This window comes from Alphaproteobacteria bacterium, assembly GCA_024244705.1.
Taxonomy (GTDB): Bacteria; Pseudomonadota; Alphaproteobacteria; order JAAEOK01; family JAAEOK01; genus JAAEOK01.
The window spans coordinates 39094-53098 of the sequence record JAAEOK010000052.1 but is presented as its reverse complement, the minus strand read 5'-3'; the positions used below and the strand labels follow the sequence as shown (position 1 = coordinate 53098).

Below are 14005 nucleotides of genomic sequence, written 5' to 3'. Positions count from 1 at the left end.
CATGGCGCAGAAACGCGCGGCCAACCCGGACAACTGCTTTCAAGAACTGATCCTGCGGCTGCAGCGCTTCTGGGCGAATCAGGGCTGCGTCATCCTCCAGCCTTACGACATGGAAATCGGCGCCGGCACGTTTCACCCGGCGACGACATTGCGCTCGCTCGGCCCCGACCGGGTGTGGAATTGCGCCTATGTCCAACCGTCGCGGCGGCCGACAGACGGCCGCTACGGCGACAATCCGAACCGCCTCCAGCACTACTACCAATTCCAAGTTCTGCTGAAACCGTCGCCGCCGAATAGCCAGGGACTCTATCTCGACAGTCTGGCCGACCTCGGTATCGATTCGCTGGCCCACGATATCCGCTTCGTCGAGGACGATTGGGAAAGCCCGACGCTGGGCGCCTGGGGCCTCGGCTGGGAGGTCTGGTGCGACGGCATGGAGGTGACCCAGTTCACCTACTTCCAACAGGTCGGCGGCATCGACTGTGATCCGGTGCCGGTCGAGCTGACCTACGGGCTGGAACGGCTGGCGATGTATATCCAGGGTGTCGAGAACGTTTACGACCTCGATTGGGACGGCATTCCGTCCGACGCCGGGGGCAAGTGCTATGGCGACATCTTTCTGCAGGCGGAGCGGGAATTTTCCGCCTTCAACTTCGAACGCGCCGATACCGCCATCGTGCTGCGCCATTTCGAGGACGCCGAGACCGAATGCGGCGCGCTGCTCGCCTCCGGCCATTCGCTGCCGGCCTACGACCAGTGCATGAAGGCGAGCCACCTGTTCAACCTGCTCGACGCCCGCGGCGTCATCAGCGTCACCGAACGCCAGGCCTATATCGGCCGCGTGCGGGCCCTGGCCAAGGGTTGTTGCGAGGCCTGGGTCGGTGTGGGCAGGGCCGCAGCCGATGGCTGAGTTCCTGCTCGAGATCCTGTCCGAGGAGATTCCGGCGCGGATGCAGGCCCGCGCCGCATCCGACCTCGAGCGGCTGGTCACCGACAAGCTGAAAGAGGCGCGGCTCGATTACGACCGCGCCGAGGCCTTTGTCACGCCGCGCCGTCTGGCCCTGGTCGTGGACGGCCTGCCGGAACGGCAACCCGATCTCAGCGAGGAGCGCAAAGGCCCGCGGGTCGGCGCACCCGATAAGGCGATCGAAGGCTTTCTCAAATCCGCCGGCCTCGACTCGGTCGACCAGTGCGAGGTCCGCGAGATCAAGGGCAGCACGTTCTATTTCGTGGTGCGCGACATTGCCGGACGACCGGTAGCAGATGTCCTAGCGGATATTGTGACGCTCACATTTCATGAGTTCGCATGGCCCAAGTCGATGAAGTGGGGTGAGAGTGGTCAATTTCGATGGGTACGCCCCGTTCATCAGATCTGTATGCTCTTTGATGGTGAAATTCCCGCACGCGATGTAATGGTCGGAGGTGATGATCCTGAGCTGACCAGTGATCCTAACAAGATTGGGTCTATAGTTAGGCCGCTGATAATATCAAACACGACCTCCGGCCACCGATTTCTGGCGCCTGAGAAGATTACAGTTCATTCATTCGACGATTACCGGACCAAGCTCCGCGCCGCCTTCGTCATCCTCGACCCGGCGGAGCGGCGGCAGATCATCGCCGAACAGGCAATCGAGCAGGCAGCGGCGGAAGGGTTGACGGTCAAAGACGACCCGGCATTGCTCGACGAGGTCACCGGCCTGGTCGAATGGCCGGAGGTGTTGATCGGCACCATCGATGACGCATTCATGGACCTGCCGGACGAAGTGCTCGAGACGTCGATGCGCAGCCACCAGAGGTATTTTTCGTGCCTCGACGGCGATGACGGCCTGGCCAACAGGTTCCTCGTCGTTGCCAACATGCCGGCGCCGGAAGGCTCCGACATCCGCACCAATATCATCGCCGGCAACGAGCGCGTCCTGCGCGCGCGGTTGGCCGATGCGCGCTTCTTCTGGGACCAGGACCGAAGGCAGAGTCTCGCCAGCCGCGTGCCGGCGCTGAGCGACGTGGTCTTCCATGCCAAGCTCGGTTCGCTCGACGCCAAGGCCGACCGCGTCCAGGCGCTGGCGGTCGAAATCGCCAAACATGTCTCCGGCGCCGATATCGATCGGGTGCGCTCCGCGGCGCGCCTGGCCAAGGCCGATTTGACCACCGGCATGGTCGGCGAGTTTCCCGAATTGCAGGGCGTGATGGGCCGCTACTATGCCCTCAATGACGGCGAGCACGTGGAAGTCGCCGATGCCATCGCCGAGCATTACGGGCCGTTGGGGCCCGGCGACGCCTGCCCGAGCAAGCCGGTCAGCGTCACCGTCGCGCTGGCCGACAAGATCGATACCCTGGTCGGATTCTGGGCGATCGACGAGAAACCGACCGGGTCGAAGGATCCCTACGCCTTGCGCCGCGCGGCTCTCGGGGTCATCCGCTTGATCGTGGAAAACGATCTCCGCTTGCCGTTGAGCGAAATCTTTGTACAGGCACAGAAAGCCTTCCACCGCGTTTCGAAAGTCCCGGTCGAGGACCCGTTGCTCGAGTTCATCACCGATCGTATGAAAGTCGCGCTTCGAGAACGCGGCGTACGGCATGATTTGATCGCTGCCGTGTTCGCGGTCGAGAGGTTGCCGGCGACCAAGGAGGACGATCTCGTCCGTCTGCTGGCGCGGGTCGATGCGCTACAGGATTTCGTGACCGGTGACGCCGGGACCAACCTGCTGGTCGCCTATCAGCGTGCCGGCAATATCGTTTCCATCGAGGCGAAGAAGGACAAGACCACATTCGACGGCGTCGTCGATGAAGGCTTGCTGGCCGAACCCGCGGAGAAGGCTTTGCTCGAGGAGCTACGGCGGGTTGAAACGGACAGCTCGGAGGCGATCCAGGGTGAGGATTTTGGCGCGGCGATGGCGGTGCTGGCCAAGCTGCGGACGCCGGTCGACGTTTTCTTCGACCAGGTCACCGTCAACACCGAAGAGTCCAATCTGCGTTCCAACCGGCTGGAACTGCTGTCACAAATCCGCAAGACGATGGACCGGATCGCGGATTTCTCGAAGATCGAAGGGTAAACACGAAACATGACCAAGTGGGTCTACGGCTTCGGCGACGGCGTGGCGGAAGGCAGCGCGGCGATGCGCGATTTGCTCGGCGGTAAGGGCGCGAACCTCGCCGAGATGAGCAATCTCGGCCTGCCGGTGCCGCCGGGATTCTCCATCACCACCGAGGTCTGCACCGCCTTCTATGCCAACGACCGAACCTATCCGTCGGGGCTTGCGGAGGAGGTCGAAACCGCGTTGGCGGAGGTCGAAAAGACCGCCGACGCCCGCTTTGGCGACCCCGACAACCCGCTTTTGGTGTCGGTCCGCTCGGGCGCCCGCGCTTCGATGCCCGGCATGATGGATACCGTCCTCAATCTGGGGCTCAACGACGCGACCGTCGAGGGCCTGTCCGCGATGAGCGGGGATCCGCGCTTCGCCCGCGACAGCTATCGCCGGTTCATGCAGATGTACGGCGACGTCGTTCTCGGCGTCGACCACCACAATTTCGAAGACTTGCTCGATCGGTTGAAGGAGGAGCGTGGTGCGGCGCTCGATACCGAGCTCGGTGCCGACGATCTCGACGACCTGATCGGCCGCTACAAGGACATGGTCGAGGAACGTCTCGGCCAACCCTTCCCCCAGGATCCGAACGAGCAGATGTGGCGCGCGATCGACGCCGTCTTCGATAGCTGGATGAACCAGCGCGCGATGACCTATCGCCGGCTCCACAACATTCCCCAGGAATGGGGCACGGCGGTCAACGTCCAGGCCATGGTGTTCGGCAATATGGGCGATGATTGCGCCACCGGTGTCGCTTTTACGCGCAATCCATCGACCGGCGAGAACGAGTTCTACGGTGAATATCTGGTCAATGCGCAAGGCGAGGACGTGGTTGCCGGCATTCGCACGCCGCAGAACCTGACCGTGGCCGGCAAAGAGGCGCAGAACAGCACTATGCCGGCGATGGAAGAGGTGATGCCCGACGTCTTCACCCAACTCGGCGACGTGCGTCAGCGGCTGGAGGCCCATTACCGCGACATGCAGGACATCGAGTTCACGGTGCAGAAGGGCAAGCTGTGGATGCTACAGACGCGAAGCGGCAAACGCACCACGCAGGCCGCGTTGCGTATTGCCGTCGAGATGGTCGACGCCGGCCTGATCGATCGTGCGGCCGCGGTTTCGCGGATCGATCCGGCCGTGCTCGACCAGCTGTTGCATCCGACGCTCGACCCCGACGTCGATAGGGCGGTGCTCGGACGCGGCCTGCCCGCCTCGCCGGGGGCGGCATCGGGCAAGATCGTGTTCAGCGCCGACGCCGCCGAGGACATGGCGCACAAGGGTGAGAACGTCATCCTGGTCCGCGTCGAGACCAGCCCCGAGGACATCCACGGCATGCATGCGGCGCGCGGCATCCTGACTACGCGCGGCGGCATGACCAGCCACGCCGCCGTCGTCGCCCGCGGTATGGGAAGGCCATGCGTTGCCGGGGCCGGCGGTCTGCGCATCGATTATCACGCCGGTACCATGAAAGCCGGCGACAACGTGGTTCGCTCCGGGGACTTGATCACCCTCGACGGCAGCACCGGCGAGGTTATGCGCGGGGCGGTGCCGACGATTCAGCCGCAACTGTCGGCGGAGTTCGAGCGCTTGATGGGGTGGGCCGACGAGATTCGCCGCCTCGGCGTTCGCGCCAATGCGGATACCCCCAAGGACGTGAAAACGGCGCGGGAATTCGGCGCCGAAGGCATCGGCCTCTGTCGCACCGAGCACATGTTCTTCGAAAGCGAGCGCATCACCGCGGTACGCGAGATGATTCTCGCCGGTGACGCCGAAGGCCGGCGAACGGCGCTCGACAAGATCCTGCCCATGCAGCGGGAGGATTTTACCGAGATCTTCGAGATCATGGCCGGGCTGCCGGTAACGATCCGCCTCCTCGACCCGCCGCTGCACGAGTTCCTGCCCAAGGACGAGGGGGAGATGGAGGAGGTCGCAAGGGCCGCCGGCAGCGACCTGGAGACAGTCCGGGCGACCACGCTCCGACTCCACGAGACCAACCCCATGCTCGGCCATCGCGGCTGTCGCCTCGGCGTCAGCTACCCGGAGATTTCGCGCATGCAAGCCCAGGCGATCTTCGAAGCGGCGGTGGCGGCGGGAAAGAAGACCGGCCGGCCGGTGGTGCCCGAGGTGATGATCCCGCTCGCTGCCAGCGTCGTCGAAATCGACTTGCTCAAGAAGGAAATCGACGATGCCGCCGATCAGGTTGCCGAAGAGACCGGCACGAAGGTCGAATACCTCGTCGGCACCATGATCGAACTGCCGCGAGCGGCGCTGCGCGCCGACGTCATCGCCAAGACCGCGGAGTTCTTCAGCTTCGGCACCAATGACCTGACCCAGACCACCTTCGGCCTGTCGCGCGACGACGCCGGCAGTTTTCTCGACATGTACCTGCAGAAGGGCATCATCGACCACGACCCTTTCGTATCGATCGACGTCGCCGGCGTCGGCGAGCTGGTCTCGATCGGCTGCGAGCGCGGCCGGGCGACGCGTCCCGATATCAAGCTCGGCATTTGCGGCGAGCATGGCGGCGACCCGGCATCGATCGCCTTCTTCGAGGGAGTCGGGCTCGACTATGTTTCCTGTTCCCCGTTCCGGGTCCCGATCGCCCGCCTCGCCGCCGCCCAGGCGGCGCTTGGGGTACGGGAAGGCTAGCCCACCGACGCAGGCACTTGGCGCCCATGCTCGATACGATCAAACGGAACGGCAAAACCGCCCTGGCGCGAGCGCTGGGTGAGCTCGAACGTTCACCCGATGGGCCCGCCAGCCTCGATCTTCTGGACGCGGCCTATGCTGCCCCCCGGGCGCATGTTCTTGGCGTCACCGGTCCTCCGGGCGTTGGTAAGTCGACGTTGTTGAACGCGCTGATCGCCGCCTGGCGCGGGGAAGACCGGACGGTCGGTGTCATCGCCGTCGATCCGTCGTCGCGACGCAGCGGTGGTGCCTTGCTCGGCGATCGCACCAGGATAAAGACGGCGCCCGGCGACGACGGTGTCTACGTTCGCTCGATGGCGGCTCGAGACCGGCTCGGCGGCCTCGCCGGCCTGACCTGGCCGGCCACCGTGTTGATGCGCGCGCTATATGACGCCGTCGTCGTCGAGACCGTTGGCGTCGGCCAGTCCGAGGGCGATGTCGCCGATACGACCGACACCGTGGTGCTCTGCATCCAGCCCGGCGCCGGCGACAGCTTGCAATTCATGAAGGCCGGCATCATCGAAATTCCCGACATCGTCGTCGTGACCAAGGGCGATCTCGGGGCGCCGGCGGCGAGGACCGAATCGGATGCCCGTGGTGCGCTCGACCTGTCGGGTGTCGCCGGCGGCTGGGCGGTGCCGGTGATGACGATTTCGGCGACCCAGGGAACCGGCCTCGACCGGCTGATCGCTACCATCGACGATCATCGCGCCTACCTCACCGATGCCGGGCGCTTGGCCGCGCTGCGTCGACGGCAAGCGGAGAATTGGCTCAGCCGGTCGGTCGAGGACGCCTATGGTCGCGAAGGCCTCATTCGCGCCGGTCCGTTGGCGTTATCCGCCGGCCAGTCCCCGTTCCGGCGCCGACAGGAGATCGTGACCATCCTCCGTGGTTGAGCGGGTGTCGTTTTTTCCCTTGATGCCGGGGTCGGCAATAGCGAATGATTGCCGGCGGGAAAATATCTTTTGGGGAGGACCACATGAGCGCGGATCCGGACTGTATCTTCTGCAAAATCGTGGCCGGCGGGATTCCCTGTTTCAAGCTTTACGAGGACGATGACACCCTCGCCTTCATGGACATCAACCCGGCCAACGAGGGCCATTCACTGGCGATCATCAAGGCCCACTATCAAGACATCCACAAGGTGCCCGAAGAGCTGATCGCGGCCTGCGTCAAGACCGCGAAGCGCGTTGCCGCGGGCATCGAGAAGGCGCTGTCGCCCGACGGCCTGAATCTGATCCAGGCCAACGGGCCGGGGGCGCTGCAATCGGTGCCGCATTTCCATATCCATATTCTGCCGCGCCGGATGGGCGACGAACTCAAGCTCAATTGGGGCCATATCCCGGGTGACGTGGATGCCGTCAAGGCGGCCTACGAAAAGGTCAAGGCGGCGATCTGAACGGTCCACAGATTTAGTGCTCAGACCTTCGCTGGCGCCAACTATTCCGCCGGCAATTTCAGCCAAGGCGGGAATTGCGGCCGCAGCGCCGCGCCGCCACAGCTGAGCGGTGTTCCCGCGGTTGCGGCTTCGAGGCGGAGGTAAGCGAGACCGAGCGCACCATTGGACGAACGCATCTCGCCGACAGCTTTGCCGTCGAGCTCGACCGGCGATCCCGGTTCCGGCGCCGGTCCGTCGATGGCGACCGGGAGTAGCCGCTTCTTGACCAGCGCCCGGTAATTCATCCGCGCCGTCAATTCCTGGCCCATGTAGCATCCCTTGGTCCAGCTGACGCCGTGCAGTTCGTCGAAGCCGACCTCGAGCGGCAGTGCCTTTTCCGGCGGCAAGTCGACCGCACCGGAGGGGACGCCGAGGGAAAGCCGCAGCTGATCGTAGGCGTCACGTTCGCCGGCGTCGAAGCCGGTCTCCGCCAACGCCGCGTCCAGGGCCGACTTCGCAACAATGGCGCGGGCGCCAAGCGCGGGCAGGCGCGGATCGGCGAACAGGGACCCGCCGTGCCATGGTCTGGCGGCACCGGCATTGTCGCCGAGGTCGAGCGCGGCGAGCGCCGCGGCGCCGGGAAAGACGACCGCGGCAAACTCGGCGCTGGCGTCTTCGACCGTCGCCTCGGCGCGGAACCGATACATCGACAGGCGTTTGAGAAATGCGGGCAGGCGGTCAGCCTCGCATTGGAGCACCAGCCGGCTATCGATCTCGGCGAGCACAAAGTCCCACATCACGCGGCCTTGGGGCGTCAGCATGGCGCCGTACTGCGCCGTCGCCGGGCCTACCGCGCCGACATCGTTGGTGACGATTCCCTGCAGGAAGGTTCGCGCGTCGGGTCCGGAAACAGCGATGAAGCCGCGGTTCTCAGGAATGACATAGACAGATTCGGACATCGCCCGCAAAGATGGACACCCGCCAGAGTCTTGGCAAGGGTGGGGTGGCGCATTAACGTCCTGCTGCCAATACCGCCCCCATCCCAGTCCCAACGATAGGCACCCCATGAACCCACGATTCGATCTGATTGTCGCTGGCGGCACCGTCATGACGCCCGGTGGGCGGGTCGGGACCGACATCGGGGTCGCTGGCGGTCGAATCGCGGCGCTCGGTACCCTCGAGGCAGGGGATGCGGCGGAGGTCTTCGATGCCTCCGGATTGCATGTGCTGCCGGGCGCGATCGATACCCAGGTTCATTTCCGTGAACCCGGCAACACCCACAAGGAGGATCTGGACACGGGAACCCGCGCCGCTCTGCTCGGCGGCGTGACATCGATCTTTGAAATGCCCAATACGTCGCCGGCGACGCTGACCGCGGCCGATCTCGACGACAAGCTGGCGCGGGCCGCGGGCCGCGCCTGGTGCGACCACGCGTTCTTCGTCGGCGCGGCGGCCGAGAACGTCGACGCTCTCGCCGATCTGGAGCGCCGGCCGGGCTGTGCCGGGGTCAAGATGTTCATGGGAAGCTCGACCGGCAACCTGCTGGTCCCCGACGACGAGACCGTTTTCGAGGTGCTCAAGTCGGGCCGCCGCCGGATGGCGGTTCACGCCGAGGACGAGGACCGGCTGATCGCCCGAGCCGGCCTGCGCGAAGCCGGCAACCCGGCGACCCATCCGATTTGGCGCGACGTCGAGACGGCGTTGCTCGCGACACAACGCCTGCTGGCTTTGGCCCGCCGGGTCGGACGGCGGGTCCACGTCCTCCATGTCACGACCAGCGACGAAATGGACCTGCTCGCCGCCAACAAGGACCTGGCTACGGTCGAAACCACGCCGCAACATCTGACCCTGGCCGCGCCCGACTGCTACGACCGGCTCGGCACCTACGCGCAGATGAATCCGCCGATCCGCGATGCCGATCACCAAGCCGGCCTGTGGCGGGCGGTGGCCGATGGCGTCGTCGATGTTATCGGCTCCGACCACGCACCCCACACCCGGGAAGAGAAGGACCGGCCCTATCCGGAGAGCCCCTCGGGGATGCCCGGGGTGCAAACGCTGCTGCCGCTCCTGCTCGATCATGCCGCGGCGGGACGGCTTTCGCTCGAGCGCGTCGTCGATTTGACGTCGGCCGGGCCGCAGCGGATCTACGGCATTGCCGGCAAGGGCCGCATCGCCCGTGGCTACGATGCCGATTTCGCCGTCGTCGATCTCGATGCCAAATGGACCATCACCGACGACTGGATCGCGAGCCGTTGTGGGTGGACACCCTTCGACGATATGACGATTACCGGCCGCACCGTGACGACCATCCTGCGTGGCCGGCTCGCCGTGCGCGACGGCGAGGTCTTGGGCGATCCGGGCGGCCGGCCGGTTCGCTTCGTCGAGACTCTCGAGAAAGATCAGGCCTCGGGTACGTAGCCGCCGTGAGCGATGAATCGGTCGGCGATCTCGGCCAGACGGGTACGGCCGAAACTGGGGTCGTGGCCGGCATGGACCACCGTCACCGGAAGTTCGCGCAGGCGATGCATGGTCGTCATATACGCGGCGATGTCCGATTCGGGCAGCCGGTCGAGGAGCGGGCCGTCATAGACCGCGTCACCGGAGAACAGGGTCCCCGTGGCCGCTTCCCATAACCCCATGCTGCCGGGCGAATGGCCGGGCAGGTGCAGGACCTCGAAACTGCGATCGCCGAGGTCGACGACATCGCCGTCATCGACCGTTCGCGTCGCCGGCGCCGGCGGTGTGGTCCAGGCCGCGGGGTCGTAATCGGCGGTGGGGAGGGCGGTGATCAGCCATTCGCTGTCGAGCGGATAGCCGACCTCGGCCAGATAGTCGCGAAAGTCCTTGTCGATATCCGCCACCTTTAGCGAACGGTCGTCGCCCGGCGCCGCGAGCAGGTCCGCCTCGAGGCGGTGAATGACGCGGTCGGGGAATTCGTGCATCGAGCCGACGTGATCGAAATGGCTGTGGGTGGCGACCGCGACCAGGGAGCCCTCGAACAGGTCCGCGGCGGCATCGCGCAGGCTGGCGATACCCATGCCGGAGTCGACCAGCAGGTCGCGCTCGCGGCCGCGCACGTGCCAGATGTTGCAACGTCCCAAGGGGTCGACGAACGGCTCCCACAGCAGGGTGATATCGTCGTCGATGCGCCGGCGCTCGAACCACCGGTCGGCGAGTTGGAGAGTCATCCGTTTTCTTTCCCCGTGGGTCCCCGGGAAGCATAAGCCAAAATTGGCTCCGCCGTCATTGCGATCTGGCCTGTGCACTGCAACATGACGCTTATCGGCCCGGGACGCGTCTGCTATTGTGCGCGCCGATTCGCAGCGTCAAAGAGCCGGAGGACGAATTATGACCGGATGCATCGTAGGGTGGGCACATCTGCCGTTCGGCAAGCGCGAGGACGACGACCTCGAATCGATGGTCGTCAAGGCGGCGGCCGATGCCATTGCCGATGCCGGAATTGCCCCCGCCGACATCGACGAGATCATCGTCGGCAACTTCAACGGTGGTTTCGTGCCGCAGGAATTTCCGTCGTCCTTGGTGCTCCAGGCCGATGACAGCCTGCGCTTCAAGCGTGCGATGCGGGTCGAAAACGCGTGCGCCACCGGCTCGGCGGCGATCCATCAAGGGCTCAAGAGCATTGCCGCCAAACAGGCCCGGATCGTGCTCGCGGTGGGCGTCGAAAAGATGACGGCGCTGCCCGGCGAGGAGGTCGGCGGCGTGCTGTTGAAAGGCGCCTATCTCAAGGAAGAGGAGGAGCTTGGCAGCTTCGCCGGCGTGTTCGCCCGTATCGCCCAGCTCTATTTCCAGAAATACGGCGACCACAGCGACGCCCTGGCGCGGATCGCGGCCAAGAACCACAAGAACGGCGTTGCCAATCCCTATGCCCAGTTGCGCAAGGATCTCGGCTACGATTTCTGTCGCGAGGTGTCGGACAAGAATCCGATGGTCGCCGCACCGCTGCGGCGTACCGACTGCTCATTGGTTTCGGATGGCGCGGCGGCGGTGGTGTTGGCCGACGTCGAAACCGCGCTCACGCTCGGCAAGGCGGCGGTGTTCCGCGCCGCCCAGCATGTCAGCGACTACCTGCCGATGAGCCGCCGCGACATGACGCGGCTCGAGGGCTGCGCGGTCGCCTGGCGGCGCGCCTACGACGACGCCAAGGTCTCGATCGACGATCTCGACCTGGTCGAGACCCATGACTGCTTCACCATTGCCGAGCTGATGCAGTATGAGGCGATGGGCCTGACCGAAGACGGCGACGGCGCGCGGGCCACCGAGGAAGGCTGGACCGAAAAGGACGGCAAGCTGCCGGTCAATCCCTCGGGCGGGCTCAAATCGAAGGGTCATCCGATCGGCGCGACCGGGATTTCGATGCATATCATGGCGGCGATGCAGGTCACCGGCCGTGCCGACGAGATGCAGGTCGCCGATGCCAAGATCGCCGGCGTGTTCAACATGGGCGGTGCCGGCGTCGCCAACTATTGCAGCATCGTTGAAGGATTGCGGTGATCGCCGTCCCATCTCGACCCATTGTCTGGAAAATTACACACGGGGATACGAAACGATGACACATCGGGCGATCATGTTGGAGGAGGAGGACGGCAAGGTCCTGTCGCGGTTCGTCGAGCTCGAGGATTCGGACCTGCCGGATGGCGACGTCACCATTGCCGTCAGCCATTCGACGGTGAACTACAAGGACGGCATGATCCTCAACGGCCTCGGGCGCCTGGTGCGGGATTATCCCCACGTGCCCGGTGTCGATCTGGCGGGGACAGTTATTGCCTCCGACTCGGCCGATTTCGCACCCGGTGACGCGGTCCTGCTGACCGGTTACCGCCACGGCGAAATCCACTGGGGCGGCTATGCGCAAAAGACCCGCGTTCCGGCCGAATGGCTGATCAAGATGCCCGACGGGCTGACCCCGGCGCGGGCGATGGCGGTCGGCACCGCCGGCTTCACCTCGATGCAATGCATCATGGCGCTCGAGAGCCATGGCCTCGCCGCCGACAAGGGCGAGGTGCTGGTCACCGGCGCCGCCGGCGGCGTCGGCAGCGTGGCGGTCGCTATTCTGGCCAATCTCGGCTATGCGGTCGCCGCGTCGACGGGCCGGGCCGAGACCCACGACTTTCTCAAAGGCCTTGGCGCGACGACCATCGTCGACCGCGCCGAACTGGCGGCGAAGCCCGACCGCCCGCTGCTCAAGACGCGCTGGGCCGGGGCTATCGACACCGTCGGCAGCACCAGCCTGGCGCATCTGCTGGCGGAAATGGATTACGGCGCCAGCGTCGCCGCCTGCGGGCTCGCCGGCGGCAGCGATCTCGACACCACGGTGCTGCCGTTCCTGCTGCGGGCGGTCAACCTGCTGGGGATCGATTCGGTCAATTGCACGCGCGACCTGCGCGAGCAGGTGTGGCGCCGAATCTCCACCGACCTGCCCATGGACAAGCTCGATTCGCTGGCCGTGCCGGCGACGCTCGACGACGTGCCCGATCTCGGCAATGCCATTCTCAAGGGCCAGATCCGCGGCCGCGCCGTCGTCGAGATCGGATAGGGCGGGCCGCTAATTCATCGCGCCCGGCGGGATTGACGCCTACGAACCGGTGAACGCCTGGATGCCGGTTTGGGCGCGGCCGAGGATGAGGGCGTGGATGTCGTGGGTGCCCTCGTAGGTGTTGACCGCTTCCAGGTTCATGACATGGCGAATGACATGGAACTCGTCGGCGACGCCATTGCCGCCATGCATATCGCGCGCCATGCGGACGATGTCCAAGGCCTTGCCGCAATTGTTGCGCTTGACCAGGGAGATCGCCTCGGGCGCGGCCTCGCCGCTGTCGATCAGGCGGCCGACGCGCAACGATCCGTTGAGGCCGAGGGTAATCTCGGTCTGCATGTCGGCGAGCTTCTTCTGGATCAGCTGGTTGGCGGCCAGCGGGCGGCCGAACTGCTTGCGGTCGAGGGTATACTGACGGGCGGCGTGCCAGCAGAACTCGGCCGCGCCCATCGCCCCCCAGGAAATGCCGTAACGTGCCCGGTTGAGGCAGCCGAACGGCCCCTTGAGGCCGCTGACGTTGGGCATCAGGTTCTCTTCCGGGACGAAGACGTTGTCCATGACGATTTCGCCGGTGACCGAGGCGCGGAGCGAGAACTTGCCTTCGATCTTGGGCGCGCTCAGCCCCTCCATCCCCTGTTCCAGGATGAAGCCGCGGATGACCCCATCGTCGGTCTTGGCCCAGACGACGAAGACGTCGGCGATCGGCGAGTTGGTGATCCACATCTTGTTGCCGGTCAGCCGGTAGCCGCCGTCGGCGGCATGGGCGCGCGTCTTCATGCCGCCCGGGTCGGAGCCGTGGTCGGGCTCGGTCAGGCCGAAGCAGCCGACCCACTCGCCGGTCGCCAGCCGGGGCAGGTACTTCTGGCGCTGCTCCTCGCTGCCATAGGCGTGGATCGGATACATGACGAGGCTCGACTGGACGCTCATCGCCGAGCGGTAGCCGCTGTCGACGCGCTCGACCTCGCGCGCGACAAGGCCGTAGGAGACGTAGTTGACGCCGGCGCAGCCATAGCCATCGATGGTCGAGCCGAGAAAGCCGAGTTCGCCCATTTCGGTCATGATCTCGCGATGGAAGATCTCGTGCCGGTTGGCCTCGAGGATTCGCGGCATCAACTGTTCCTGGCAATAAGCGCGGGCGCTGTCGCGGATCAGGCGCTCGTCCTCGTCGAGCGCGGCGTCGAGCAATAGCGGATCTTCCCAATTGAAGGCGGCCAGGGACGGGGAAGCCTTGCCGGTCGGGGCGGTTATCGCGGGTGCGGTCATCGGTACTCTCCTTCGGTCGCGCTGCGTCGGGCTGTTCCG

General features: G+C 65.3%; 11 protein-coding genes. 8 read left to right on the top strand and 3 right to left on the bottom strand.

Annotated features, from left to right (window positions below; genetic code table 11):
• Window position 1 precedes the first annotated feature (1 nt).
• The 5 genes from GY791_08730 (at window position 2) to GY791_08710 (ending at window position 7170) form a co-directional block, all read left to right on the top strand.
• Window positions 2-910, top strand: a complete 909-nt coding sequence (locus GY791_08730) for a glycine--tRNA ligase subunit alpha (GenBank protein MCP4328505.1) — start codon at window positions 2-4, stop codon at window positions 908-910.
• Window positions 903-3053: a glycine--tRNA ligase subunit beta gene (locus GY791_08725; protein ID MCP4328504.1), complete on the top strand. Its 2151-nt coding sequence runs from the start codon at window positions 903-905 to the stop codon at window positions 3051-3053. The genes GY791_08730 and GY791_08725 overlap by 8 nt, the downstream gene beginning before the upstream one ends.
• A 9-nt stretch (window positions 3054-3062) precedes the next feature.
• Window positions 3063-5732, top strand: a complete 2670-nt coding sequence (locus GY791_08720) for a pyruvate, phosphate dikinase (GenBank protein MCP4328503.1) — start codon at window positions 3063-3065, stop codon at window positions 5730-5732.
• Between the two features lie 26 nt (window positions 5733-5758).
• Window positions 5759-6667, top strand: a complete 909-nt coding sequence (locus tag GY791_08715) for a methylmalonyl Co-A mutase-associated GTPase MeaB (protein MCP4328502.1) — start codon at window positions 5759-5761, stop codon at window positions 6665-6667.
• A gap of 83 nt (window positions 6668-6750) precedes the next feature.
• Entirely contained in the window at window positions 6751-7170 is a 420-nt protein-coding gene (locus tag GY791_08710) for an HIT family protein (GenBank protein MCP4328501.1), read from the top strand.
• A gap of 41 nt (window positions 7171-7211) precedes the next feature.
• Here the strand turns inward: GY791_08710 and GY791_08705 are convergent, their stop codons facing one another.
• On the bottom strand, window positions 7212-8108 hold the full coding sequence (locus GY791_08705) for a folate-binding protein YgfZ (protein ID MCP4328500.1): 897 nt from the start codon (window positions 8106-8108) through the stop codon (window positions 7212-7214).
• A 106-nt stretch (window positions 8109-8214) separates the two neighbouring features.
• Between GY791_08705 and GY791_08700 the strand changes: the two genes are divergently transcribed.
• Window positions 8215-9567, top strand: coding sequence for a dihydroorotase (locus tag GY791_08700; GenBank protein ID MCP4328499.1), 1353 nt, complete (start codon window positions 8215-8217; stop codon window positions 9565-9567).
• Here GY791_08700 and GY791_08695 read toward each other — a convergent pair.
• Window positions 9549-10337: an MBL fold metallo-hydrolase gene (locus tag GY791_08695; protein ID MCP4328498.1), complete on the bottom strand. Its 789-nt coding sequence runs from the start codon at window positions 10335-10337 to the stop codon at window positions 9549-9551. The two genes, GY791_08700 and GY791_08695, sit on opposite strands and share 19 nt — an antisense overlap.
• A gap of 160 nt (window positions 10338-10497) precedes the next feature.
• Between GY791_08695 and GY791_08690 the strand changes: the two genes are divergently transcribed.
• The gene (locus GY791_08690) at window positions 10498-11661 is read left to right on the top strand and encodes an acetyl-CoA acetyltransferase (protein MCP4328497.1); all 1164 of its coding nucleotides are present in this window, start codon (window positions 10498-10500) and stop codon (window positions 11659-11661) included.
• Window positions 11662-11716: 55 nt separating this feature from the next.
• Window positions 11717-12703, top strand: a complete 987-nt coding sequence (locus tag GY791_08685; protein MCP4328496.1) for an oxidoreductase — start codon at window positions 11717-11719, stop codon at window positions 12701-12703.
• Window positions 12704-12742: 39 nt separating this feature from the next.
• Here GY791_08685 and GY791_08680 read toward each other — a convergent pair whose 3' ends face one another.
• Window positions 12743-13966 carry an acyl-CoA dehydrogenase gene (locus GY791_08680; protein MCP4328495.1) on the bottom strand — a complete coding sequence of 408 codons (1224 nt, stop codon included), beginning with the start codon at window positions 13964-13966 and terminating at the stop codon, window positions 12743-12745.
• Window positions 13967-14005 lie beyond the last annotated feature (39 nt).